This is a genomic window from Ralstonia sp. 25C (genome assembly GCF_051904805.1).
Taxonomy (GTDB): domain Bacteria; phylum Pseudomonadota; class Gammaproteobacteria; order Burkholderiales; family Burkholderiaceae; genus Ralstonia.
Window position 1 is genome coordinate 2,615,688 of the sequence record NZ_CP196737.1, and the last position, 23,451, is coordinate 2,639,138.

Annotated in this window: 23 protein-coding genes and 1 pseudogene; 15 read left to right on the forward strand and 9 right to left on the reverse strand. The window is 61.1% G+C overall.

From position 1 onward, the window contains the following. Positions 1-46: 46 nt before the first annotated feature. The 15 genes and pseudogenes from ACS7SF_RS12285 to ACS7SF_RS12355 all read left to right on the forward strand — a co-directional run bounded on the left by ACS7SF_RS12285 (position 47) and on the right by ACS7SF_RS12355 (position 13,839). Positions 47-334, forward strand: coding sequence for an H-NS histone family protein (locus ACS7SF_RS12285; protein ID WP_439890044.1), 288 nt, complete (start codon positions 47-49; stop codon positions 332-334). Between the two features lie 368 nt (positions 335-702). Continuing rightward, complete coding sequence (locus tag ACS7SF_RS12290; RefSeq protein WP_439890045.1) at positions 703-1,041, forward strand: HigA family addiction module antitoxin; 339 nt, start codon at positions 703-705, stop codon at positions 1,039-1,041. A gap of 217 nt (positions 1,042-1,258) precedes the next feature. Then, the gene (locus ACS7SF_RS12295; protein WP_439890046.1) at positions 1,259-2,218 is read left to right on the forward strand and encodes an ABC-three component system protein; all 960 of its coding nucleotides are present in this window, start codon (positions 1,259-1,261) and stop codon (positions 2,216-2,218) included. Further along, complete coding sequence (locus tag ACS7SF_RS12300; RefSeq protein ID WP_439890047.1) at positions 2,202-2,450, forward strand: ABC-three component system middle component 8; 249 nt, start codon at positions 2,202-2,204, stop codon at positions 2,448-2,450. The genes ACS7SF_RS12295 and ACS7SF_RS12300 overlap by 17 nt, the downstream gene beginning before the upstream one ends. Continuing rightward, positions 2,437-4,233, forward strand: a complete 1,797-nt coding sequence (locus tag ACS7SF_RS12305; protein WP_439890048.1) for a DUF2326 domain-containing protein — start codon at positions 2,437-2,439, stop codon at positions 4,231-4,233. Before ACS7SF_RS12300 ends, ACS7SF_RS12305 begins: the two co-directional genes overlap by 14 nt. A 502-nt stretch (positions 4,234-4,735) precedes the next feature. Next, positions 4,736-6,019, forward strand: coding sequence for a hypothetical protein (locus ACS7SF_RS12310; protein WP_439890049.1), 1,284 nt, complete (start codon positions 4,736-4,738; stop codon positions 6,017-6,019). Positions 6,020-6,022: 3 nt separating this feature from the next. Beyond that, entirely contained in the window at positions 6,023-7,165 is a 1,143-nt protein-coding gene (locus tag ACS7SF_RS12315) for a hypothetical protein (protein WP_439890050.1), read from the forward strand. 129 nt (positions 7,166-7,294) lie between these two features. Then, positions 7,295-7,441, forward strand: a pseudogene (locus ACS7SF_RS12320) (HNH endonuclease); the annotation flags it as partial. A gap of 123 nt (positions 7,442-7,564) precedes the next feature. Beyond that, positions 7,565-7,948, forward strand: a complete 384-nt coding sequence (locus ACS7SF_RS12325; protein ID WP_439892807.1) for a hypothetical protein — start codon at positions 7,565-7,567, stop codon at positions 7,946-7,948. A 136-nt stretch (positions 7,949-8,084) separates the two neighbouring features. Then, the gene (locus ACS7SF_RS12330) at positions 8,085-9,509 is read left to right on the forward strand and encodes a GNAT family N-acetyltransferase (protein WP_439890051.1); all 1,425 of its coding nucleotides are present in this window, start codon (positions 8,085-8,087) and stop codon (positions 9,507-9,509) included. 7 nt (positions 9,510-9,516) lie between these two features. Beyond that, positions 9,517-9,936 carry an ASCH domain-containing protein gene (locus tag ACS7SF_RS12335; RefSeq protein WP_439890052.1) on the forward strand — a complete coding sequence of 140 codons (420 nt, stop codon included), beginning with the start codon at positions 9,517-9,519 and terminating at the stop codon, positions 9,934-9,936. Beyond that, positions 9,933-10,457, forward strand: coding sequence for an ATP-binding protein (locus tag ACS7SF_RS12340; RefSeq protein ID WP_439890053.1), 525 nt, complete (start codon positions 9,933-9,935; stop codon positions 10,455-10,457). The genes ACS7SF_RS12335 and ACS7SF_RS12340 overlap by 4 nt, the downstream gene beginning before the upstream one ends. Before the next feature lie 1,032 nt (positions 10,458-11,489). After that, positions 11,490-12,836 carry a zinc finger domain-containing protein gene (locus ACS7SF_RS12345; RefSeq protein ID WP_439890054.1) on the forward strand — a complete coding sequence of 449 codons (1,347 nt, stop codon included), beginning with the start codon at positions 11,490-11,492 and terminating at the stop codon, positions 12,834-12,836. 432 nt (positions 12,837-13,268) lie between these two features. After that, complete coding sequence (locus ACS7SF_RS12350) at positions 13,269-13,400, forward strand: hypothetical protein (protein ID WP_439890055.1); 132 nt, start codon at positions 13,269-13,271, stop codon at positions 13,398-13,400. Further along, positions 13,351-13,839, forward strand: coding sequence for a hypothetical protein (locus ACS7SF_RS12355; RefSeq protein WP_439890056.1), 489 nt, complete (start codon positions 13,351-13,353; stop codon positions 13,837-13,839). The genes ACS7SF_RS12350 and ACS7SF_RS12355 overlap by 50 nt, the downstream gene beginning before the upstream one ends. Before the next feature lie 72 nt (positions 13,840-13,911). Here ACS7SF_RS12355 and ACS7SF_RS12360 read toward each other — a convergent pair whose 3' ends face one another. The 9 genes from ACS7SF_RS12360 to ACS7SF_RS12400 form a co-directional block, all read right to left on the reverse strand. Then, complete coding sequence (locus tag ACS7SF_RS12360; protein ID WP_426396871.1) at positions 13,912-14,229, reverse strand: hypothetical protein; 318 nt, start codon at positions 14,227-14,229, stop codon at positions 13,912-13,914. A gap of 23 nt (positions 14,230-14,252) precedes the next feature. Continuing rightward, complete coding sequence (locus tag ACS7SF_RS12365) at positions 14,253-14,711, reverse strand: hotdog family protein (RefSeq protein WP_439890057.1); 459 nt, start codon at positions 14,709-14,711, stop codon at positions 14,253-14,255. Further along, positions 14,708-15,547, reverse strand: coding sequence for a beta-ketoacyl synthase chain length factor (locus ACS7SF_RS12370; RefSeq protein WP_439890058.1), 840 nt, complete (start codon positions 15,545-15,547; stop codon positions 14,708-14,710). Before ACS7SF_RS12370 ends, ACS7SF_RS12365 begins: the two co-directional genes overlap by 4 nt. A 9-nt stretch (positions 15,548-15,556) precedes the next feature. Continuing rightward, entirely contained in the window at positions 15,557-16,762 is a 1,206-nt protein-coding gene (locus tag ACS7SF_RS12375) for a beta-ketoacyl-[acyl-carrier-protein] synthase family protein (protein ID WP_439890059.1), read from the reverse strand. Between the two features lie 72 nt (positions 16,763-16,834). Further along, the gene (locus tag ACS7SF_RS12380) at positions 16,835-17,698 is read right to left on the reverse strand and encodes a polysaccharide deacetylase family protein (protein ID WP_439890060.1); all 864 of its coding nucleotides are present in this window, start codon (positions 17,696-17,698) and stop codon (positions 16,835-16,837) included. After that, the gene (locus ACS7SF_RS12385; protein ID WP_439890061.1) at positions 17,695-20,157 is read right to left on the reverse strand and encodes an MMPL family transporter; all 2,463 of its coding nucleotides are present in this window, start codon (positions 20,155-20,157) and stop codon (positions 17,695-17,697) included. The genes ACS7SF_RS12380 and ACS7SF_RS12385 overlap by 4 nt, the downstream gene beginning before the upstream one ends. A gap of 8 nt (positions 20,158-20,165) precedes the next feature. After that, on the reverse strand, positions 20,166-20,783 hold the full coding sequence (locus ACS7SF_RS12390; RefSeq protein ID WP_439890062.1) for a LolA family protein: 618 nt from the start codon (positions 20,781-20,783) through the stop codon (positions 20,166-20,168). Then, positions 20,780-21,742 carry an LpxL/LpxP family acyltransferase gene (locus ACS7SF_RS12395; RefSeq protein ID WP_439890063.1) on the reverse strand — a complete coding sequence of 321 codons (963 nt, stop codon included), beginning with the start codon at positions 21,740-21,742 and terminating at the stop codon, positions 20,780-20,782. The genes ACS7SF_RS12390 and ACS7SF_RS12395 overlap by 4 nt, the downstream gene beginning before the upstream one ends. Beyond that, entirely contained in the window at positions 21,739-23,445 is a 1,707-nt protein-coding gene (locus tag ACS7SF_RS12400) for an AMP-binding protein (RefSeq protein ID WP_439890064.1), read from the reverse strand. The genes ACS7SF_RS12395 and ACS7SF_RS12400 overlap by 4 nt, the downstream gene beginning before the upstream one ends. Positions 23,446-23,451: the final 6 nt, after the last annotated feature.

Below are 23,451 nucleotides of genomic sequence, written 5' to 3' on the forward strand. Positions count from 1 at the left end.
TCTTGCATATGCTGCAGTGTTGTTGCGACAACAACCATAGGGAACCATGGCTACGTATAAAGAACTACTCGCTCAGAAGCAAAAGCTGGAAGAACAGCTTGAAGGCGCCCGCCTCAAAGAGCTTGAACAAGTCATTGCCCAGGTTAAACAGACTGTGGCGGACTATGGTCTGACGGCAGAGGACATTGGCTTGTCGTCCAAGACCAAAGCGAAGGTTCGCCGAACCGTTGCGCCGAAATACCAAGACCCCAAGACAGGAGCAACCTGGACGGGACGAGGCCGTGCGCCCGCGTGGATTGCAGGCAAGAATTTCGATCGCTTCCTGATCGCCTAGTCCTAAAGGACGTTCGACAAACCCGCTCCGGCTGGCTTTTTCTATTCGTCCTTCTCGTAGGTTTTACAGCCAAGTTGACAGGCAGCCACAGCGAGATGTGCGATCGCAATCGGCAGCAACGGATCGGGAGGAGGCGGCATTGTAGCGGCAGGCCGAGGACCCTTCCCAGCCGAGAGCCGTCGATCGCATGGATGACGCGGAGCGGAAGTTTCAACGCCGCACGGTCGTCACGTGGCTGCAGATGACCCTCCTCAGGGTAGTAGTAGAGGTGATTTACGATTGACGTACATCGTCAAAGGAGGCTACCCTGCCAACTCCACAATGAGGGGGAGCTAGCACCACCGAGCAGCTCCCGAGCACAGCCGCCGATGACTGCTACGGCCCATCACCCGGGCGAAGTCCTAGCGCACGAGCTTGAGGCGCTCGGCGTAACACCGACCGAGCTGGCTCGGCAGCTTCACGTGCCAGCCAACCGTATTACGCAGATCGTGAACGGCAAGCGCGCCATCACGGGCGACTCTGCCCTTCGTCTAGCCCACTGGTTCGGCAACGAACCCGAGTACTGGATGACTCTGCAGGTGCGATACGACCTTGAGGTTGCGAAGACCGAAACAGGCCGTGAGATCGGCGAGTTGCCGACGCGCTTGCACCGCAACGTGCAGCCCACAAAGCGCCAAGCGACGCACTCGCATGGGAGGACCGCCTGATGCGGGGAGCGAGCGAAGTCCTTTTCCGCGTCAAGATCAATGCTCAACTCAAGGATCAGGACGGGGATTTCTCTGAAACCAACACTCCGTGCTTTGGAGACCGCTGCCGGTCAGTCCTAAGCTCCATTACGCAACACGCGGAAGCCCTGAGAAAGGAAGCGGCTGTCTTTTCGCCTTCTCTCGCACGCACATTCAACAGTAACCAGGTCGCTTTCGAATGAAGTACGCCTATGAGGATCTGAGCGAAGACCAGTTCGAGCAGCTCGTCGTGCTTATCTGTCAACGTCTGCTCGGCATGGGCGTGCAAGGTTTCGCTAAAGGTGTCGATGGCGGACGCGACGCCAAATTCGTTGGTGTTGCTGAGTATCTGCCGAGTAAGGCCGCGCCGTGGAACGGTACTGTCATCGTTCAGGCTAAACATACGAACGGCTACAACCGCAGTTTTTCGGAAGGCGATTTCTTCAATCCGAAGTCAGAGAACACCGTAATCGGCAAGGAGGTTCCGCGTATCAAGAAGCTGCGCGATGGCAAGGAGCTTGATCACTACATGCTCTTCGCCAATCGTCGCCTGACAGGTAACACAGAGAGTGATATCCGCGCGCACATAGCCAAGACGTGCGGCCTCCCGGTGCCTTCGATCATGCTGTGTGGCCTTGAACTGTTGGAAAGCTGGCTCAAGGAGTTTCCGGACGTGCCGGGCAAGGCCTGCCTCGACCCCGTCGATTCTCCCCTGATCGTCAGCCCGGACGACCTGTCGGAGGTCGTCCAGGCCTTGGCCCGTCACATGGAGAAAGCGGCAGCCACGCTTGATGCTCCGCCGACCCCGCGAACGCCGTACGAGATCAAGAACAAAGTCAACGGCATGAGCGCGGAGTATGCCAAGGCTTTACGCGCACGCTATTTGAAAGAGACAGCGCAGGTCCAGGTCTTCCTCGCCGCACCTGAGAACGATGACCTACTGCGGATGTACGAGTCTGTCGTCGATGAATTCCAGCTTAAAATTATCTCAAAGCGCAAGGACTACCAGTCGTTCGATGAGGTGATGGAGTACCTGCTAGATATCCTCTTCAAGCGCGATCCACTGCTTAGTGGGAACAAACGGCTGACCCGCGTCATGCTCTTCTATATGTACTGGAACTGCGACATCGGGGAGAGCGACGATGCTGCGGCCAACTAAGCATTCGCATCCCGATCGGACAGTCGTGAATGTCGCGCTGCTCTTGCTTGCGCGCCTTCGCAAACGCAGGCTGGACGGCTACAGCGCTTTGCGCACCTATGCAAAGAAGACCGTCGCTGGTGGAGACGTTTTGTTCCTGCCTGCGCTCAACTTTCTGTTCCTTCTCGGACTGATCGAGTATCGCCCCAAGACTGATGCCATCGAATACGTGGGGCCAAATGAAGCTGTCTAAGCTCTACTGCAACAAGCCCGACCTGTTCGGCCCGGTCAATTTTCGGTCGGGCTTGAACGTCGTCCTCGCCGAGATCAGGCTACCCGAGAATCGCAACAAGGATACGCACAACCTCGGCAAGACGACGCTAGGGCGGATGATCGACTTCTGCTTCCTGGCAGGGCGCGATCCGAAGTTCTTCCTGTTCAAGCATGAAGACCTATTCAAGGATTTCGTCTTCTATCTAGAGGTCGAGCTCGGCGACGCCTCGTACGTAACGGTGCGGCGCGCTGTTGATGAGGCTACCAAGATTAGTTTCAAGAAGCACGACGCTTCGCATCAGGACTTCACCGAGCTGCCTGAGGCTGATTGGGATCACGCCAATTTGCCCTTCGATCGTGCTCGCGAAATGCTTGACAGCTTGCTCGACTGGCGCGCGGTGTCCCCTTGGGACTTTCGAAAGGGGCTTGGGTATCAGCTCCGTAGTCAGGACGACTTCCAGGAGGTCTTCCAACTCCGCCGGTTCGTCGGCTCGCATGCAGAGTGGAAGCCATACGTCTCCCACATCCTGGGCTTTGACTACAAACTCATCGCGCTGCGCTACGAGAAAGAGATGCAGCTTGAGGAGCGAAAGGCCAAGGCCGAAACGGTGAAGGCTGAGCTTGGTGGTTCGGGTGATGACATCGGCAACATCGAAGGCATCTTGCTTTTGAAACAAAAGGATGCGGAAAAGAAGCAGAAGTTGCTCGACGCCTTCGATTTTCGCCAGCAGGACAAGGAGCGCACGAAGCAAGTTGTCGATGAAATCGACACGCGCATCGCCGCGCTTAACTCGCAGCGCTACTCGCTGAATCAAAGCAAGAAGAAGATCGCCGCCTCGCTCGAAGAGGATCAGATACTGTTCAACCCCGAGGAGGCGCAGCGCCTCTTCAGGGAAGCAGGGGTTCTGTTCTCAGGGCAGATCAAGAGGGACTTTGAGCAGCTAATCGCTTTCAACCGGGCCATCACTGAGGAGCGGCGTGGCTATCTCCAAGAGGAGCGTGCAGAGGTCGAAGCGGAACTCAAAACCATCGGCGGAGAGCTGAACACGCTCGGCAAGCGTCGTTCCGATATGCTGGGTTTCCTGAGTGGGACGGACGTGTTCGCCAAGTACAAGCAGGTCACGGATGACCTCGTGACGCTGCGCGCCGACATTGCAACGTTGGAACGCCAACGCAGCTTCCTTCATCGCTTGCAGGAACTTCGAGGGGAGATTCGCGCGCTCTCTGAAGAGTGCACGCATCTTCAATCGCAGATCGAATCCAACGTCGAGGCGCAGAGCGCCGACAACGGTAGTCTCTTCTCTACCATTCGCCTCTACTTCAGCGAGATCGTCGAGGACGTGATCGCGCACAAGGCGTTACTCAACGTGCGCGTCAACGGGGAGGGGCATCTTGAGTTCAAGGCCGACATCCTTGACGATGCAGGTAATGCCACCAGTGCCGGCCTCGGACATACCTACCGTAAGCTCCTATGTATTGCGTTCGACCTCGCCGTTGTGCGAGCGCACCTTCATGAGAAGTTCCCCCGCTTCGTCTATCACGACGGCGTTTTCGAGTCTTTGGACGAACGTAAGAAGGCCAACCTCCTTGCAGTGATTCGCCAGTATGCGGACCTTGGCGTCCAGCCCGTTATCACTCTGATTGCATCCGATATGCCGCCGGCAGTTGACGACGAACTGCCCGTTTTCTCTCCCGACGAGGTTGTGTTGACCCTTCACGACGAAGGACCGGAAGGCCGTCTATTCCGTATCAAGGCGTGGTAACACCAACAGCGGCTCGGTTTTGATGGGGCAAGCTCGGGGCGTTTGCGTCGCCCGAGTTTTCCGCCCGGAGGGCGGTTTCTGACTAGACTGCAGAAGCTGCTTTCTCCTGCCAAACAGCCCACCGTTTGCGGATGTACCGGACCTCTATGTAATCTTGATGTGATCCCTTGTCGTCGCTAGAGCGACCTCGGTAGTTTCGGCCCTGCCCCCAAACGTATGAGGCATGACCAGCGTTTTTCCCGTGTTGTTGATATATCGCCGAAGCAGGTTTGCGCGTAAGTTCGTCGCGTCGGGCTCGCTCATACTCGTATTGGCATTTCCAGGCTTTGCCCTACAACAATACCTACCAAGTTGGTAGGTATCTTGGTCAAGGTCCGCAATCGAGTCTCCTTTACCTGAGGGGAAAATCCCGGATGGCCAGAAAAATCTGGAAACCGTGATAATGTGAGGCAGACCGAGGTGGCACGTAACGCGGTTGCCAAAAAAAGGTTCGGAGATTTTTATGGGGAAGGGAATGGCTTTAAGCTTGGATAAAGAGACAACAGGCGCGTGGATTATCCACCATTCTAGGAAGATAATTTCAGATACAGCAGCGCCTGCGGAATATTCGGCCCTCGATGAGGCCGGAAAGGCCGCTGAACTCCTGATGCGGCTGGGAGAAACGGACGAAGCCACACTCGGGAAGGAGGAGGTGGCTGCGATCGCCATGGCCACTAAGCTCAACCCTCGAACGGAGCTAGCGCATTATCTTCAACTGCTCAAAGGGCGGCGGTTGATAGACATCGCTGGCGATGACGTACAGGTCTTGGGTGTCACGACCCGAAGCGTCTTGTCACATGCGGCCGATATTTTTGACGAAGCGCAACCAGGAAGTCACGAACGTGCGGCGATCGCGCTTGGCGAGCTGGCTTCGCGGGCTCCGCTTCCACTTGCCGATGCAAAGGAATATGTCGGCGACACGTTCAAAATGAAGTCCGCTGATGTTGGTGATTTTTTGCGCCGCTCTGCTGAAATTGGATTCGTCGATCAGGAAGGGGATGACCCGTCCAGCATCCTTCTTTTCAATGGCAATTTGTTCAAGAAGGATGCAGTAGCAAAGGCTGCGCGAGTGTTGTCGTCCCTATCATCAGCGGAGCAAAGCTCGTTGACGGCGATAACCGATCAATTAAACAAAGCAGGATGTATATACGCGAATAGCTGCGAGCAGGTTTTAGGCCAGGCGTTGTTCGAGAAGCTCAAGGCTGCGGGTGTGCTCGAGGTCAACACCGTTGCCAATGAGCGTGGTGATCATGCGTTCGTGACACTACCGGGCGCCTTTCACAAATTCGTGAATCCGCTGATAGACGATACGTTCGATATGGCAAAGGCCTTGGTCTCCGCATTGTCATACGGCATGCAGCTTCGCCCGTCTTCACAGGGTCGTATCCTAAATTTTGACTGGATTCTCAACGCTCTCATTGCTGGTCGAACAATTGGCCCAGCCACCGCAATCGGTGCAGACTACCGTGTTTTGGAACAGAATCGCGTTGTTCAATTGATCCCTGCTACGACGTCGGGCATGTTCAGCATGAAGCTATTGAAGAGGGAAGTGGGTGAACTTGCGTTACAGGTGTTGAAGCGCGGTAACGCAAATGCAGAATCGATCAATGTGCCGCCGAGTGCCCCAATGACCGGCTACCAAGGTCCAGAGTACGCTCGCGAACAGACGAGAAAGAGGCAATCACAGCCAAGCAAGAGACACACTCACGACATTCTGAGCGCGCTTCGGGCCGGAAGGGGCATCTAAGAAATGGCAAAAACAGGAGAAAAGGGCTACTTGCTGGAGGAGCTTCTTCGAGCCTACTTCCTTCGTGCCGGTATGTACGCGGTGCGCGGGGTCCCGTTGCAGCTTGACGGCGACGATTTGACCGACGTGGACATCTGGTTGTACGAGCGACCGACAGGGTCCTCGCGTAGGCGCCAGATCGTCGACGCAAAGTCGAAATTGAAGCCCAAGGCGATCGAACGCTTGCTCTGGACCAGAGGATTGTTTGAGCTATTGCAAGTAGATGGTGCGTATGTGGCAACTACTGACAATAGGTCGATGCTCAAAGAGATTTCGTCACGTCTTGGCGTTGCGGTCTTGGATGGCGCTGATCTGAAGCGTATGGCCGAGAGCGAGAAGGTACTCTTTGCAGACAGGCTAAGCGAAGAGGATCTCGATAAGGCAATAAAGGCCGTCAACAGGGGGCGCCGAAACAAAGATCTTCAGCTCCGCTATCAAGATCTGAAGGCTGGACTTATCGATGGATTTGGCTCAGGCACAGTGAATCGGGCGCTAGACCACTTCGTTGGCTTTGCTCGTGTTCTTGGGGCCTGTCATCCCAGCAGCGGTGCGGCTGAGGCTGCGTTGCGATTAGCATATATTGCCGCGTCTATCGTTGCGATTACCTTAGACTTCGCTCTCACGAAAGTGTCTTTCAAATCGACTGAGGAGCGACGGAACACGATTTTGAATGTAATCCGCTATGGTGACGAGGACGAGGTTTCAGGCATGGAGAAGGTGCGTGTCGCTGCAGCCCTAATTGAGCGCTATGCACCTAACGGACGAGCTATCTCACAATCAATGCTGAATGCAATTCAGGAAGACTTCCAAAGTATCCCTGCCGAAGTGGTTGCCGATCATGTGCTGAGTCAACTCAAAGGAGATGCTTTATTTCGCGTTGCTCGCTCGTTGGAGTTTGAGGGATTTAAAGTCGAGTTACAGGGCTTCGACCAACTCCCGCTTGAAGAGAAGTCATTCCTGGGTGTACTGATGGACTTCGCGGGACTGGAGCGATCAGCGTTCGCAGACGCATGGAGCGGCAACGTCGCTACAAAGTCTGTTGCTGGTAAGCCGAAGGTGCCGGCTCTTGGAGATAAGAGTAGTCCCGGACCGCTTTTCGAGAGCTAGTAGCCCGTCGGGGCGAGTCGTTAACACGTTGACTCGCCTCTTCTCTATGAGAGGCGGTCCAAAGCAATCGGTCGCTTGTGCGATGGAACGGTAGTTCGGGGACCACTCCTGATTTGAGGCGCTCGGCCCATGCGATGCATTTTCTGCAAAGAGGATTCGTCAACCAGTTGCTCGGTAGAGCACATCGTACCGGAGTCACTGGGGAGTCCGGAGCATGTGTTGCCGGTTGGCACGGTATGCGATAGCTGCAATCAATACTTCTCAAGAAAGGTAGAGCGGCAAATTCTCGAGTCGCCCATATTTCGGCACATACGCGCTGGCCTGGAGGTGCCTAACAAGCGTGGCCGTGTCCCCAGTTGGGAGCCTGCTGACGGTGTCGATCGCCCGGCGCTACGCCAGATGTCCCGGTTCTTGGCCAAGGTCGGACTTGAGGTCCTCGCCCACAAGACTCTGAAAGTGCCGAGTTGGAACGATGAACTGGTCAACTGCCGCGAGCTTGACGAGTTGCGCAAATTTGCTCGCTACAACGAGGGCGCAGATTGGCCATTCACGACCAGAACTCTGTATCCGATCAATGCTGTTTTCCGAGATGGTGACCAGTATTTCGAGTTACTGAACGAGTTCGATATTCTCTATACTCGGTCTTCAGAAGCATATTTGGTGATCGCCCTGTTTGGAGTCGAGTTTGTCTTGAATTTGGGCGGGAGGGAGAATGACGGCTATCGTCAGTGGTTGGAGGCGCACGATTGGGCCTCTCCACTCTATGTAGGAAAAAATGTCTAAACCAATGTCCGCGTTGATGCTCTGTTGCCATCATATCTGACGCTATCCAGCATCCATTGGGCGACGGGCTATGCCGCAGCGCTTACGGTTCTTGCTTGACACGAATGTCCTGATTCCACTTCAGGACTCGTACCAAGTGCTCGAAGGTAACTTGACGAACTTTGTTCGGCTAGCGAGTATCGGTGGGCATCAGTTGATGTACCACCCCGCCAACATTGCCGACTTCGAGCGGGATAGCAATGCCGAGCGACGTCAGCGGAATCTGCAACGGATTCGGTTGTACCCAGCGCTGCAAGACCCCGCCCCATGTGTTTGGAACACAGCCAGCACCGGACCAAACGACGCGTGCGATAACGAGCTTCTATATGCTCTCCACTGCGACGCAGTCCACGCACTGGTTACTGAAGATCGTGGAATTCACGCAAAGGCGCGTTCTCGTGGTCTTGCCCATCGTGTCTACACGATTCAGACAGCGGAAGATTGGCTAAAACGACTTCACGAAACTCGGCAGATTGTTCTGCCGAATATCCAAGGCGCACCTCTTCATAGCCTTACGCCAGAGCTCCCGACGGCATTCTTTGACAGCCTGCGAGCAGGCTATCCGCCTGTTGATGGGCGCGATGGTTTCGATGAATGGTTTCGCCGTAAGGCGAGAGAGGATCGCCACGCTTGGGTGTACCGCGACGATGGTGGTACGTTGACCGCCATATGCATCTATCAGGTCCAAACCGACGAAGTCTTCAGCGATAGTGGCGACGTCCTGAACGGCGCAGCTCTAAAGCTCTGTACGTTCAAGGTCGGCGAATCGGTCAGAGGAAGGAAGATTGGCGAGCTCTTCCTGAAGGCGGCATTCCGATATGCGACGGAAAATGGCTGCGAGCACATCTTCATCACTGCGAGGCCGGAGAGCCAGGACTACCTCATCCGTGTTCTGATGAATTTCGGCTTTGAGGAACGTGGCACATACAAAGGCGACATGGTGTTGGTCAAGTCGCATCCCGTGGAGCGGCCTCCACTGGATGGCGTGGCACCTGTCGAGTACGTCCGCCGCTTCTTTCCGCACTATCGATCCGACCCAGCAGTTCAGAAGTTCTTGGTGCCAATCAAACCGCACTATCACGAGACCCTTTTCCCGGACTACGTACCGGTTCAGCCGAGGCTCTTCGCACCAAGTGGCAACGTTGGAAACGCAATCAAGCTGGCGTATCTGTGCCACGCTCCGACAAACTCGATCCGACCCGGCGATGTCCTGCTGTTTTATCGAACGATGGACGAGAAGGCCGTGACCTCATTGGGGGTGGTGGAGCAATTTGAGGTATCCAGTGATGGAGCGCAGATCGCCAGCTTGGTGAGCCGTCGCACCGTCTACAGCATTGGCGAGATAGACGCGCTGGCGCAAAAACCAACCAAAGTCATGCTGTTCCGACTCGTTGGCCACTTCACAACGATCGTCGGGTACGATCGACTCATTCTTGATGGGGTCGTGACGGGCCCAATTCAATCTATTTGTAAGGTTTCTGATGTCGCTTTTTCAAGGGTCCTCGCCGCAGCCATGCGGTAGAGCTGTCTTGCTTTCCATCAAGCCGAAGTATGCCGACTTGATTCTCTCTGGCTCCAAGCGAGTTGAGTTTCGTCGCTCGTGGGCCGCTGAGGGCGTTGGCATGATCGTGCTCTACTCGAGTGCGCCGGTTCAAAAGATCGTCGGCATGGTTGAAGTAGTAGAGGTCGTAGTTGCATCTCCCACCGCACTATGGAAGACATGCACGGACATGGGCGGCGGGTTGACTCGACAAGAGCTACGGACCTACTTCACGGGAAAATCCAAAGGTGTTGCGGTATTGCTGGGCCGGGTCTTCAGCCCGCCGAAGAGCTTGGCGCCGTCCGACGTGATCGACAACTTTGTGCCGCCGCAGTCGTTTCGGTACTTGGACGCAAGCGAATTCGCGAAGCTTGAAAAGAAGCTGATTGGACGAAAGGGGCAAAAGTGACGCTGTTCGTAGCCGGGGTCCATGCGGTAGGAAAGACCTTTGTTCTCAAACCTGTTTGCGAGAGTCTCGGTGTGCGGCACGCAACAGCAAGCCAGCTGATCCGAGAGCAGAGAGGACTGGCAAATTGGACCATGTCGCGCCAAGTTGATGACATTGATGAGAACCAGCACGCTTTGATAGCGGCGGTCCATCGCTTGGAGCATGAAGGCCAGAAGATCGTTCTAGATGGTCACTTCGTGCTGCGTCGCGCCGTGGGGATTCACGAGCAGATCGGACTAGAAACCTACGAGCAACTGATGCTTCATGGCGTTCTCCTCTTGGAGGCAGAAAGCAGGGTCATTGCTGACAGGCTTCTGCGGCGAGGCGACGACACGTGGAGTCAAGTGGAAATCGAAGTCTTTGCTCAAAAGGAGCTGCGGCACGCTGAATTCATCTGTCGCCAACTTAATATTCCTCTGTTCAGGCTGTTTTCTCCGTCGGAAGCGGAGGTTAAAGAGACTGTCGCGAAGCTCTTGGCGTGACCGGCCTGCGGCTCGGGGGCTCACCCAGTCCGTCTAGGGGCGGAACAAAGTTGCTGCCCCTCACTGGGTGGGTGACCGCATTGCCGACAGTAGCCTTGGACGCTAGAGTCCAAGAATACGTTCTGAGTGTGGTTTCTAGACCCACCGCGGAAGCCGGCCATTTCGCCTTTGTCCCACGGACACCGTCTTGGCGCCGCCCACGTTTCCGACTTGGGCGTAGTCGATTTTTGAGATATGATGGCCTGAGCCATTGGATTGGCAGGGCCTTGTGCCCAACCCTACGTCAATATGCTAGGTGCCGTCGGCGTCTGTTGTATTCGGAATGTGTGTTCCAGCAGTCCAGCAGGCGACCCACAACGCGTGGACTCATTGCCGGTGCTGCGCGATACCCCCCAAGTAACCTCGGTCGGTTCTGACGCCGGCTCCGTTCATCGCAACGTGGTCTAAGGTCCCGTTCTGTCCACGGACACATTGGTTCGGCCAGCTGCAGAGGTCTTCCCTTTGACCAACCCACCTCGGGGCTTCGTCTATTCTTCCGCAACTCCAACTATCCATGGGCTACGCCTCATCTTCGGCGGTTTCTGCTCAAGTGGGGACGCGCAAGAACTGTAAACAATGCGGGCTGCTCGAGCGTCGTTTGTTTACCGTTCTGATGAGAGAGCCAGAGCTAGGGCTTGCGCTGCGGGGCCCTGGCGGCCTTGTTTACGCGCAGAAGTGCTCATAACCGTTTTAATCGGAATACAGCGCCTTCCATACGGGAAAGGCCCCGCAGTCGCTGTCTGACCACCCGGTCGGGCATGCACTGCGGGGCCTTTCTCATTCTGGCGGGTCGTTCCATGCGTGCACCGAAGTCGTGCGCCGTGCGTTGTGCAACGTGTGCGAAAAACGTCGTGTCGGCCTTGCCAGTTCCCTTTGTTGCGGGGAGGTAGGTGTCACGGCGTGACTGTATAAAGAGCGCTCGACTGAGCGGTCGCCAACAAACAAGAACGAGGGACTCCGTCCGTGATGGATGGGGTTCAATGGGAGAGCCAATTGGAAAACCGTGAGCGCGCGCTGATCTGCCCGAATTGCGGAGCGAGCCTCGAGTACTCGCCGGGTGCCCGCGCGCTGAAGTGTCTTTACTGCCGTACTGTCACGCAGATCGAGCCCGAGCCCGAGGTCGCCAGTGCTGCAAGCGAGGCTGACAAGGCCCCCACTGGGCCAGAAGAACTGATCGTGCCCTTGTCCGTCACCAAGGATCAACTCCTGGATTCGGTCCGGCAGTTCCTGGCGATTGGCGACTACACACCGGACGATCTGGTGGAGCAAGCGGCGTTCAAGACGGTCGAGCAGTTCTATGTTCCGGCCTACATGTACAGCGGCGGATTCCAGGCACTGTGGAGTGCCAGCTTCGGTTTTGACCGGACCGAGTCCTACACCGAATACGAGCGCGATTCGGACGGGAACAGCAAAACTGTCACGAAGACACGGACGGTCACGGATTGGTCGCCTGCCAGCGGCCACGATGTCGGTACGCTTGGCGTAGCGACGTATGCAGGTAGCCGCCTGAAGCAGAGCGCGCTTCCTGTGGTTGCCAGCTTGGTCGAGGGCTGTCGCGGGCTCGCCAGCGCGACACGCTATGACGCCGCATACACCAGCGGCATGCAGGTGGAGGCTTTCACGGTGGCTGAGCCGGAGGCCTATCGCGATCGCGGCGAAGCGCAGGTCGATGGCGTGATCAGCATGAGCGTCGAAGCGCATCGCCAAGGAGACCGTCAGAGCGACTGGCACTGGAGCGCATCGATCGGCAAGCAGTACAGCAAGCTTTACGTGCCGATCTGTCACGTGATCTATGAGTACGAGAACAAGACTTATGAGGTGTGGGTCGACGGCAGCGATGCCACCAACTTCGTGGCAGATCCCTCACCGGTGGATGCGAGGCGCCAGAGTGCTGTGTGGCGCGGGTATATCCCTGGCATGGCGGCGACACTCTGGGCCCTGTGGGTGCTGGTTGTCGACGGCATTTCAAAAGGGATGGAGCATCCGTTCATCCTGCTCACGTTCCTGTTCATGGCCTGGCGTTATGGCGTGGATCGACGCAACTCGATCCTGACGTACTCACAGCGGCTGAGAAGTGCCGTGCTTGCGCAACGTCGTCTGGCATCCGCCCACGTGGCCGAGTTGACTGAGACGCAGCGCGCTGACTTGCTAGCGGCCAGCGTTCGTCCGAAGCGCCGCTGGCTAGTGGTCACCTCGCGTGATTGGTGGTTGTTGCCGTTGCTGTCCGTGATCAGCATTCTCTGTGTGCAGGTGAGTTTCATGCTGGGCAAGCCGACGGCTTCGACGGCATCTCAGTCGGTGACCGAGCAGACGGCTGTGGCGGCTCAGGCATCACCGTGATCCGAGTCGGTATCCGCGCTGAAATCGCCGGCGAATACCTCGAGAAGAGTTCGTCGGTCCACCTCGCGTAATGCTCACGACCGTTCTAAGAAAAACTGGTCTAAATCGGTAAAGCAAGGCCCTGTAAATTTTTCCCCACCAAAAGGTTGAGCGGAAATTTACAGGGCCTTTATTCATTGGCTTTCCGGTTTTCAGGCGGGTAGGTCGATGCGGGACCAAAGGTTCCGTGTATCGATCGAAATAATCGGAATGACTTTCTTTATTTTCAATAATCCTCAGTCGCACTACGGTGGTAATATTTTTGCCGTATATTGTGCTATTCGTGGATTTTGAAATATCTGCACTCGACCAAGGCGGATTTGAGTTCTGCGGTCAATTTTTCATCCTCCGTGCAAATTGAAAGCCGGCACGAGGCCGCTTCAGGCGCCGTGCATGGATGCTCCCCGTGAATATGCCTTTGAATTTGCCGTGATCAACGGCAACCCGACTTCTGGAGATTGTGATGATGCGAAGAATGATTTTCTCGATCCTGGCGCTTGTGGCCGCCCCGATAATGGCGGCTGAAGGTGGGGGTGCTCAGCCCGCGTCCGTCGAAGTCAAGTTTGGCAAGCCGACGGTCAAGCAGAAATTGTTTTACGAGAAGTTGTACGAGAAAAAGCCGTTTCCCGACGCAACGCTGTACTACTACGACAACGGCGTCTACAAGATCATTTCGCAGGGCGAAGAGCATTATGGTGTCTACGTCGTGCGCGGCCACCTCACCGATGATCAGTACGCGGTTCACTACATCTCGCTGCCGTCCTCTGACTGGGGTGGAAAAACCGCGCACCATTTCCTGAAGTTCGACCGAAAGGCCGGCACGTTCACGCAGCAGGCGACGTGGGAGGAGGACGCAAACATTGCCCCGCAGCACGGTCGATTCAGCCAGGGCGACAACACGATTGGCGACCCGGAGTCGATCAAATGGGAGACGCATGCGGAGGGGGAGCAACGGACGCGATAGTCCGCTCACCCGACAACAAAAAACCCGGCGTCCATGGCGGACTGCCGGGTTTTTTGCTATCTGCGCGCGGCGTTAGCCGTTCGAGCATCCCTTCTTGAACACATGCTTGACGCCGCATTTGGTGGCGTGCGCCGCATCGCGGGCACCGTGGCCGACCGCACGGGCACCATTGGCCGTGGCATGGCCGACGGCTTTCGCGCCGTCGCGCGTGGCGTGGCCCACGGCCTTTGTGCCATCGCGCACGGCGTGGCCCGTTTTCTTGGCGGCGTCTTTTGTGTCTTGCTTGATCTCTTGTTTCGTTTCAGACAAGTCGGCGTGGGCGAGGGGGCTGAGCAATGCCAGCATCAGCGCGGGGATCAGCGAGTGGATCAGAAGCGGGCGACCTTTCACGGCGAGATTCCTCCTGGGCGAGTTCATACAGCGGCGTCGAGCACGACAGCCGCACGACCTGTCAACAGGATGCGCGCGCCACCGCGCACGGTAAAGGAATACAACACGTTGTTACCGTCTCCGCCGATGCGCTCGGCCTCGATGTCGAGCGGGGTGTCGATGGTGTCGAGCCGTGCGACAAACGCCTCGACGCTGCGCACGCTGGCGAGGAAGCCCGCGCGCGGGCGCACCTGTGTCGTATCACCCAGTGCGCCGTGCACAGCCATTGCCTGGGCCGCGTATTCGATGCCGCAGACGGCGGCCAGCTGCCCGTTGGAGCGCAGCGGGTTGGCAGGGTCCCGGTGGCTGGTGGCGGTGCAGTGGATGTGGGCATCGTCCCAGGCGAGCACCGTGTCGAGCAGACACATCGTGCCGCTGTGCGGAATGCGTGCGGCAATCCAGTCGCGATCCAGCGGTGGTGAAAGCGGTGCATCTGCGGTCATGTTGCGATGTCGCGGAAGGTGCCTGTGGCATCGGGCAGGACGACCTCCACCTGCAGGCGGGTATCAGGCAGGTAGTCGAGCACCACGCGCTGCGCGCGCCGCGTTGCCAGGGCATCCAGCAATGGCAGCACGCGGGCGGCGGGGTTGCCGTGCCGCAATGCCTCCAGTCCTGGCGCGGCTAGCGTGGTCGCGGGCACGTCGGTGAGTTCGATGTCGATGCGCGCCAGCGTCTTTGCGGTGGCTTCTGGCGCCAGCACCAGCCCTACGGCAAACGCATCGGACACGGGCCGCATGGCGTGCAGCGGCTCGGGGTAGGGGCTGTCGTAGGCGATCAGCAGGGTGGGCGTCCCATCGACGGCCACTTGGCACACGCTATCGAGCAGGCCCGCGGCAAAGCTGCCGTCGTGCGCGCACAGCACATTGGACGGCGCCATGGCGTGTGTGGCGATGCTCCAGTAGCCGGCTGGCGCGTTGTGCACGGAGTTGTGGAAGCGCGTGGGCGAGAGCTTGCGATTGTCAGCTTCGTCGCTGGCCAGGGTCTCGCAGATGACGTGGCAGTTCTGCCCGTCGCCGCCGGAGGAGGTGAACACGGTGGCCAGCGTGCCGGCATCGCGCCCGCAGGCGGCCACTGCTTCATGGCCGACCGCCAGGGCGAGCTTGACGACGGGGCCGGTGCGGCGGCGTTCGATGGGCGGCAGACCGGCGGGCGGCGGCAGCGTGGTCGGCGCGTGCGCGTAGGGTGTGCGGCCGGCGAGCACGTCGGCGGTGTGCGGCCAGTCGGGCAGGCCGGGGCCGAGCAGGCCGATGCTTTCAATGAAGGCGCTGAGTCGGGTCATGGTGCGGCATTAGCTCCGGGCTGCGTCGGCGCGGCCGAAGATCAGGCTGCAGTTGGTGCCGCCAAAGCCGAAGGCGTTGCTGAGCGCGGTGCGCACGCGGGCATCGCGGCTCGTGGTGGCGTAGTTCACGGCGAGGGCCGGGTCGGGCTGCGTGGTGTTGATGCCGCCGGGCACGAACTGGTGGCGCAGCGTCAGCGCCGCGATCACGGCTTCCAGCGCACCGGCAGCGCCCAGTGTGTGACCCGTCGCACCCTTGGTGGAGCTACATGGCGTACCGTCAAACAGCGGCTGCATGGCGCGGGCCTCGGCAGTGTCGTTGCTGGCCGTACCGGTGCCGTGCAGGTTGATGTAGTCGATGTCCGATGCCGCCAGGCCGCTGGTTTGCAGCGCTTGCACCATGGCCGCGCGCGCGCCCAGGCCTTCGGGATGCGGCGACGACATGTGATGCGCGTCGCTCGATTCGCCAATGCCGAGCAACAGGATGGCGTCGCCGGCCAACGCATCGTTCGGCACGCGTTCGAGCAGCGCAAACGCAGCGGCTTCGCCGATCGAGATGCCATCGCGCGCCACGTCATACGGCCGACACGGCATGTGCGACAGCAACTCCAAGGAGTTGAACCCGTACAGCGCGGTCAGGCACAGCGAATCCACACCGCCTACCACGGCCGCGTCGATCAGGCCCGCTTCCAGCATGCGCCGCGCCGAGGCAAACACCTTGGCGCCCGACGAACACGCCGACGAGATGGCCATGGCTGGACCACCCAGCCCAAAGACCGCGCGCACGAAGGCTGCCGGCGAATAGATGTTGTGCGTTTGCGCGTACTGGAAGCTCGCGGGCAGCGCACCGGTCTGTGCATCGCGGTGCTGATACGCGTATTCGGTTTCGAGAATGCCCGACGTGCTGGTGCCGATGAACACGCCGATGCGCTTGGCGCCGTACTGTGCCTTGGCGGCCATCACGTGCCCGGCAAAGCCGTCTTGTGCGAGGCCGATCTGCGCCAGGCGGTTGTTGCGGCAGTCAAAGTGGGCCAGATCTGCGCGGATGGACTCGGCGTCCACGCCGTTGACGGCGCCGATCCAGGTGTCGAGGTCGGCACGTGGGAAGTCGCACGGCGCGAGGCCGCCACGCTGGCTGCGCAACGCATCGAGCGTGGCGTCAAGGCCACGTCCGAGGCAGCTCGTGGCGGTGAAATGCGTGACCAATAGGGGCTTCACGGCGGGGGTGTCGGAGGGCGTTTGGCGGGGATGAGGTCCAGCAACTGGTGTGCCGGTAACTCACAAATTTTATCAAATGGCGATTTGCGGCGCGGTCACCCGCGCGGGCTCAGGGGCGAGGGCGGCGCGCAGCGTGATGCACCGCAACTCCGCCTGCGCTGCGGCCTGCAGCACGATTGGTAGGGCGGTGAGCAGCACGGGGGTGCCTTGTGCATCGCGCGCGGCGTGGCCGTCGTGCAGCAGGAGGATGTCTTGCGGGGCGAGGTGGTGGAGCAGCCGTCCGGCGACCGCCTGGGCGCTGCTTGAACGGGTGTCGAAGCCCCGCCGGGTCCAGCTCGCCAGTTGCAGGCCGAGTTGGCACAGCACGGGTTCAAGGAAGGGGTTGCGCAGCCCGGCGGGTGCGCGGAAGAACAGCGGGCGCACGCCGGTGATGTCAGCCAGCGTGTCTTGCGCGGCTTCGATTTCGCGTCGCAGTGCGCCGGGCCCCTGCAACGAGAACGTGTGCCGATGCCGCTGGCTGTGGTTTTCCACGGCGTGCCCGCGCGCGGCGATCGCTTCCACAGTACGCGGGTGGCGACGCGCCAGTTCACCGATGCAGAAGAAGGTGGCGCGGGCGCCGTATGCGTCCAGCACATCCAGCACGCGCGGTGTGACCTCGGGGTCCGGGCCGTCGTCGATGGTGAGCGCGATCTGCCGGCCGGCGGTTGCGGGCAGGCGCGTCCAGTTGGGGCCGAGCAGCGTGCTGCGTGGCCACAGCCCGGCGGCCATCACCGCGAGGTGCGAGGCGATGACGGCGCCGCCGGCCCACGGCCAGGCCGATGGCTGTGCCACCAGGGCCGCTGCCGCGCCGGCGTGCAAGGCGAGCGTGCCTTGGATCAGCGGCGTCGGCTTCCAGCGTCGTGCCGTGCCAAGTGGAGAGATGTACGGGGCGTTCATGCGGAGGCAGGGCGAGCGGGATGTGTGGTGGGCGCCAGGATGGCAGCAAACACCAGCGCCAGCATGGCGCCAGGGCCGACCGTCAGGCCGAAGGTTTCCAGCATTGGCACGCGCGAAAAGGCCAGCAGGCCAAAGCCGGCCACGGTCGCCAGGTTGGCCACCAGCAGCGACACCAGCGTCTGCGGCGCGATGCTTTGCGCGTGCTCGCCGCCCTGGTTGAAGAACAGCGCGTAGTTCGAGCCCACCGCCACGATCAGCAGCATGCCGACGAGGTGGAGGATGGTCAGTTGCACACCCGCTAGCGCAAAACCGGCTGTCACTACCAGCACTGCCGCCACCAGGGGTGCCAGCGCGCGCATTGCACGTTGCGGCGAGCGCAGGGCCACGAGCAGCAGCAACGCAATCGCCGCAAAGCCGGCGAGCGACAGCCGGAGGTCTTCGTGCACGTAATTCACGTACAGGCGGTCGGCCTCGGCTTTCAGATCGATGAAGAGTGCGCCCGGCACGCCCGCATGTTCGACGGCTGTGCGTATGGGAGTGGCATTCAGGCTGGGCTCGTTGGACGCGGTTGGTGCGACTGCCGGTGCTGAGGGCGCGCGTAAGGGGAGCATGGCGCTCCATTGGCCGTCGCGTTGGGTCAGCAGCGCATCCACCGCCAGCGCCATCGACGTGCCTTGCAGGTCGGCGCGCCGCAGCGGTGGTTGCGCGCGCGCGGCAGCCACCTCGGCGATGAAGGGGGCGAACAGCTTGGCCTTCACTCGGATCGGCTGATCTTCCACGGCGCTGCGCATGCGCTCTGTCAGCACATCGGCGGGCGGCAGACTGGCCAGACGCGTGCGCTGCGTGGCATCGCTAGGTAGGTAGCGCGCGGGGGTTTCGAACCCGGCAAGCACGCCTTGATCGACCAGCGGTTGCAACTGCGCGCCGACCTTCTCGGCAGCCTCGAGCGCGGCCTGCTCTGTTGCGGCGGGGATGACGACGAGGTAGCGCACATCCGGCGCACCCACGTCCGCGCGCAGGCTGGCGTCGAGCGCTTGGCTCTTCGCCGGCACCGGGCTGAGCGCGGCGAGTTCACGGCTCCACAGTCCATCGCGATGCAGCGCAAGCGTGATGCACGCGCCAGCGAGCACGAGCACGAGCGGCCAGCGCAGACGTGGCGCGGCCAGCGTGACGCGGGCCAACCACGCGCCGAGCCGCGACACATCCCGCACGGCCACGCGCGCGCCTTGCAGATGCGGCAGCACGTAGCGCGTCACCAGCGCGGCCGTCACCAGCCCGACGATCGAATACAGCCCAAGCTGCACGAGGCCCGGAAAGCCCGAGAACAGCATCGACGCAAAACCGCACACCGAGGTCAGCACGCCCAGGCGAATGGTCGGCCAGTACGCTGCAATCCATGCACGCAGACTGTCGACCGCGCTTGTGTCCGGGTTGGCGCCCGGTTTGGCACCGCCTGCCCGCGCAGACTGCACGAACAGGTAGATCGAGTAGTCCACCGCCTCGCCGATGAGCGTGGTGCCGAAGCCCAGCGTGAGGCCATGCACGGCGCCGAACGTCAGGCTCACCGCAGCCAGCCCTGCTGCTACGCCCGACAGCACCGGCAACAGCCCCAGCGCCAATGTGCGCGGCGAGCGGTACACCGTCAGCAGCAGCGCAACCACGAGGATCAGGCTCAGCGTGGATAGGCGCTCGACGTCGTGCTTGATGGTGTCGCGCGCGTCGACGGAAAACACGCCGGGGCCCGTCATCAGGATGCGCGTCGATGCCGCATTCGGCACGGTATGGGTTGCTGCTTCGAACGCAGCGCGCACGGCGCGGATGGCGCTGGCCTGCGCGTCGGTGTCGGAGCCGGCGGCGGCGGTCTGCACCACCAGCACGGCACGCTGGCCGTCGCGCGAAGCCCACACGCCGTGCATCGACGATGGCAGCGCGGTGCCGTCGAGCTGGCTCACCAGTGCCGCCACTTCGCCGGTGGGGTCACGCGGCAGCAGGTTCTTGGCGACGAGCCCAGCGGACGAGCTCAGCAGGTCCAGGCTCTCGCCCAGCGCTGCGTGCAGCCCTTGCGCCGAGAAACGCTGTGACGTGACGGCGGGGCTGAGCACGTAGCGATGCGCAAAGATGAACTGCCGGTCGCGCGCTTCGCTCACGGGTTCGCCGTTGTTGACGGCGCTGAATTGGGCATCGGCGCGCAATGTGCCGGCGACTTGGCGAGACAGTGCGGCCCGCGTGGCCGCGTCACCGCCTTCGATGCCGACGAGGATCAGCCGCGATACCAACCCTTCACGCAACTGGTCGACCAAGACGCGCTGCTCCGCACTCGGCGAGCGCGGCAGGAAGGCGGACAGATCCGCCGTAAAGCTCGTGCGCCCGATCACCACCGCGCAGAGCAGCAGGCCGAGCAGCCACAGCAGCACCGCAGGTCGGCGCAGCGCGTGCATGGCGTTCGTCGTGGTGGCCATCGGTGCGGTCATTGGGGTGCGTTGGCGGAAACGCGTTGCAGCCGCATCAGCGAGTGGTCGCCGTCAGCCTGGCGGATGGCAACGCTGCGCAGCATGTCGCGCGTGCCGTCGAGCGTGATCGTGCTGACGACCTTCTGCATGCGCGTGTCGATGGGGGTGAGGGTGAGCGTCCAGTCATCGCCACGGCCTGCAATGGCCACTTTGTAGATCGCTTCGAGTGCATAGCGGTTGCCCGCCAGCGTGGCGCGGATGCTTTCGATGAAGGCGTTCAGCTCCGGGTACTGCGCCAGCGGCATGGTGAACTTGCGCTGGTTGCGCTCGACGGTGAGCTTGTCGCCGTCGATGACGAGATGTTCGGGCCTGGGCCGCAGCGTGTGCTTTTCCAGATGATCGGGCGCAACGAACACCAGCTCGCCGGACGATTCCACGGGCTGCTCCGCAATCGACAGGTATTTGGTTTCCGTAAAGGTGGCGCGGCCCGATTTGTTGTGCGCCAGCGTGGACATCAGGCGGTCGAGGGTCCAAGCGCCGGCGGCGCTGTTGTCAGCGGCATGGGCGGTGCTGGCCAACAGGCTCGCGGTGAGCAAGGCAAAACAGGCGCGGAAGAGGGGGCGCGTTGCGGTCATGGCGTCAGGGTTTCGGGCGGTTCGGTGTGCGCGGAGTGGGGGGCTGCGGCAGCGCCGGCATCGTGCCAGAAGTCGAAGTAGTTGAACCAGTTGTAGGGCGCCGTGCGGCAGTAGTGCTCGACGCGTTCGACATAGCGTGCGAGCGCAGCTTGCACGGCGGCGGCGCGGTCTGCGCGTTGCACCTCCGTGAAATCGGCCAGCAAGTCGAAATGCACGGTGTAGCGATTGCCGCCCAGGTGCAGTCCCGTCATGAACAGCACGGGCCGCTTGAGGAGGGCCGCCATGTGCAGCGGCCCGAGCGGAAATGCCGCCGTACCGCCGAGAAACTCCATGCGCTGTACGGACGCGCCCGCATCGCGCAGCAGCGTGCGATCGGCCAGCATGCCGACCAGGCGGTTGCTGTCCAGCGCCTCGCGTACCTGCAGCATGGCGTCGACGCGTCCGAGCGGAATCACTTCCGGCGCCGCTGCCGGGTTGATGGCCGCGACGGCCGCGTTGATGTTGCGCGCGTTGTCTTCATACATGGCCACGGCTACGCGCAGGTCTGGCACCGTGCGGCCGAGTGCGCGGACGACCTCGAAGCTGCCCAGGTGCGCGCCCAGCAGAAAGGCCCCGCGCCCCTGCGCGAGCACATCGTGCACATGGGCCTGCCCCTGCAGTTGCACATCAAACAGATCAAAACGCCCGTTGATGAGGTAGATGCGGTCGTGAATGGTGGTGGCAAAGGTGAACATGTGCCGGAACACATCGCGCAGGCCTGCCGGGCGGCCCAGCGTGCGGCGCAGGTAGTCGCGCGAGGCCCGGCGCGCTGCGGGTGAGCACGCGACAAAGTACGCCGCAATCAACCGGAGCACGCCACGCCCGAACGGCCGCCCCAGCCGCAGCGAGAGCCACGTCATCACACGCAGGAGCAGCACGTTGCTGCGCTCGGGGCGCTCGGCCCATTCGGGGCGCTTCATGCGGGCGTGTTCTCCGGTGCGGACAGCACGCCGCTGGCCACGTCGCGCTCACCTGTGCGGATGGTGAAGCGGATAGCGCCGCTGGCTGTGGTGTCGAACGCCACATCGAGCGGCTCCCCCGGCGCGGCCGGGCTGAGGAACTTGGCCGAGCTGATCTTGCAGGCATCGAGCGAGCGCCCCTGTGCTGCGCCGATGTGCTGGAGTGCATGGTCAAGCAGCACCACACCGGGCACGATGGGGTGGCCGGGAAAGTGGCCAGGCAAGGCAGGATGGTCGACAGGGATGGTGAATCGCATGGCAGATGCAATGTTGTGATGGCGCGGCCAGTGCTGCGCCACGAGGGCGGTCAGCACATCGCGCGGGAGTTTGCCGGTGCTGTTACGCGGCAGCGCGTCCACCATCAGCAGCGGGCGCGGCAGGAAGGCAGCGTCGATGCGGTTGTGCAGGGCGCGCAGCACGCCAGTCTGGCTCAGGCCTGGCGCCACCACTAGCGCCACCAGCCGCGTCACGGCTGCGCCGCCGTGTGCATGCGGGGCGGCGGGCGCATCGTCTGGCATGAAGAACACGCCGTCCACCACACCTGGGATCGCATTGAGCTGGTGATTCAGATACGCCAGCGAAGACCGCTTGCCCGCAATGTTGATGAGATCCGCCTTGCGCCCGTGCAGCAGAAAGTGCGTGTCGTCCAGCAGTTCGATCGCGTCGCCCATCGGCACCGGCGTTTCGACATGGCCGCCGGAGACCCACACGGTGGGGCCGTCGTCCTCTGTGGCGCTTGTACCCGGCACGGCGCGCGCCTCCATGCGCAGTGCCGGGTACAAGCGCCACGCCGTGTCCTGCGCGGTGCGGCGCGTGGCGACCTGGCCGGTTTCGGTGCTGCCGTAGATTTCGATGAGCGGTGCGCTCAGGCGCGATTCCGCCTCCCGCGCGAGCGCTGCCGACAGCGGCGCGGTGGCCGACAGCACCAACGCAGCATTCGGCAGCGTGGGCTCCGACGCCAGCAGTGCGCGCAGGTGCACCGGCGAGGTCACCAGCACCCGCGGCTGCGGCACGTCGGCCAGCGCCTCGCGGATGTCCGCGGGGTAGAACGGCTGCCGGTGGCTGAACGCCAGGCCACCTTGCAGCGCGAGCAGCACCGTCACCTCAAAGCCATACATATGCTGTGCCGGCACCGTACCGACCAGCGTGAATGTGCGCCCATCGTTCAGCCCGAGCTGGACCATGGCTGCGCGCATGCCTTGCACGAGTGCACCCCATGTCTTGCGATGCGGCACGGGCGTGCCTGTCGAGCCCGACGTGAACAGCACCGCCATGACTTGCTCGGCGTCGATCTGCGGCACCTGAGTGGGGGCGGTCGCGGCCGGCATGGGATCGGGGTAGCGGAAGCTCGGCAGATCAACGGGGCACGACGGCGCGTCATAGAGGCAGAACACGTCGGGCGCGAACGCGGCAAGCTGATGCACCATCTGCGGCGTTTGCATGGGCGGCAACAGGCTGACCTTTCCGGCTATGAGCGCCGCACACAGGCCGACGGCAAAACGGTAGCGGTCGGTGCAGGCGTTGAACACGTGGCCGCCAGCGGGAAGGCACGCCGCCAGCGCTATCACGTCAGCCAGAAATGCGCGCACCGGCACCGGCGCGCCGTCGCGCCAGGCGAGCGTGTGGTCCAGTGATGAATGGGAGACCAGCGGATAAGTCGGCATGGTGCC

Excerpts from the sequence above, each read along its gene's own strand:
- ACS7SF_RS12285 (WP_439890044.1), top strand. The coding sequence starts at position 47 with ATGGCTACGTATAAAGAACTACTCGCTCAGAAGCAAAAGCTGGAAGAA.
- ACS7SF_RS12290 (WP_439890045.1), top strand. The coding sequence starts at position 703 with ATGACTGCTACGGCCCATCACCCGGGCGAAGTCCTAGCGCACGAGCTT.
- ACS7SF_RS12295 (WP_439890046.1), top strand. The coding sequence starts at position 1,259 with ATGAAGTACGCCTATGAGGATCTGAGCGAAGACCAGTTCGAGCAGCTC.
- ACS7SF_RS12300 (WP_439890047.1), top strand. The coding sequence starts at position 2,202 with ATGCTGCGGCCAACTAAGCATTCGCATCCCGATCGGACAGTCGTGAAT.
- ACS7SF_RS12305 (WP_439890048.1), top strand. The coding sequence starts at position 2,437 with ATGAAGCTGTCTAAGCTCTACTGCAACAAGCCCGACCTGTTCGGCCCG.
- ACS7SF_RS12310 (WP_439890049.1), top strand. The coding sequence starts at position 4,736 with ATGGGGAAGGGAATGGCTTTAAGCTTGGATAAAGAGACAACAGGCGCG.
- ACS7SF_RS12315 (WP_439890050.1), top strand. The coding sequence starts at position 6,023 with ATGGCAAAAACAGGAGAAAAGGGCTACTTGCTGGAGGAGCTTCTTCGA.
- ACS7SF_RS12325 (WP_439892807.1), top strand. The coding sequence starts at position 7,565 with ATGTCCCGGTTCTTGGCCAAGGTCGGACTTGAGGTCCTCGCCCACAAG.
- ACS7SF_RS12350 (WP_439890055.1), top strand. The coding sequence starts at position 13,269 with ATGGATGCTCCCCGTGAATATGCCTTTGAATTTGCCGTGATCAACGGC.
- ACS7SF_RS12355 (WP_439890056.1), top strand. The coding sequence starts at position 13,351 with ATGATTTTCTCGATCCTGGCGCTTGTGGCCGCCCCGATAATGGCGGCT.
- ACS7SF_RS12365 (WP_439890057.1), bottom strand. The coding sequence starts at position 14,711 with ATGACCGCAGATGCACCGCTTTCACCACCGCTGGATCGCGACTGGATT.
- ACS7SF_RS12370 (WP_439890058.1), bottom strand. The coding sequence starts at position 15,547 with ATGACCCGACTCAGCGCCTTCATTGAAAGCATCGGCCTGCTCGGCCCC.
- ACS7SF_RS12380 (WP_439890060.1), bottom strand. The coding sequence starts at position 17,698 with ATGAACGCCCCGTACATCTCTCCACTTGGCACGGCACGACGCTGGAAG.
- ACS7SF_RS12385 (WP_439890061.1), bottom strand. The coding sequence starts at position 20,157 with ATGGCCACCACGACGAACGCCATGCACGCGCTGCGCCGACCTGCGGTG.
- ACS7SF_RS12390 (WP_439890062.1), bottom strand. The coding sequence starts at position 20,783 with ATGACCGCAACGCGCCCCCTCTTCCGCGCCTGTTTTGCCTTGCTCACC.
- ACS7SF_RS12395 (WP_439890063.1), bottom strand. The coding sequence starts at position 21,742 with ATGAAGCGCCCCGAATGGGCCGAGCGCCCCGAGCGCAGCAACGTGCTG.
- ACS7SF_RS12400 (WP_439890064.1), bottom strand. The coding sequence starts at position 23,445 with ATGCCGACTTATCCGCTGGTCTCCCATTCATCACTGGACCACACGCTC.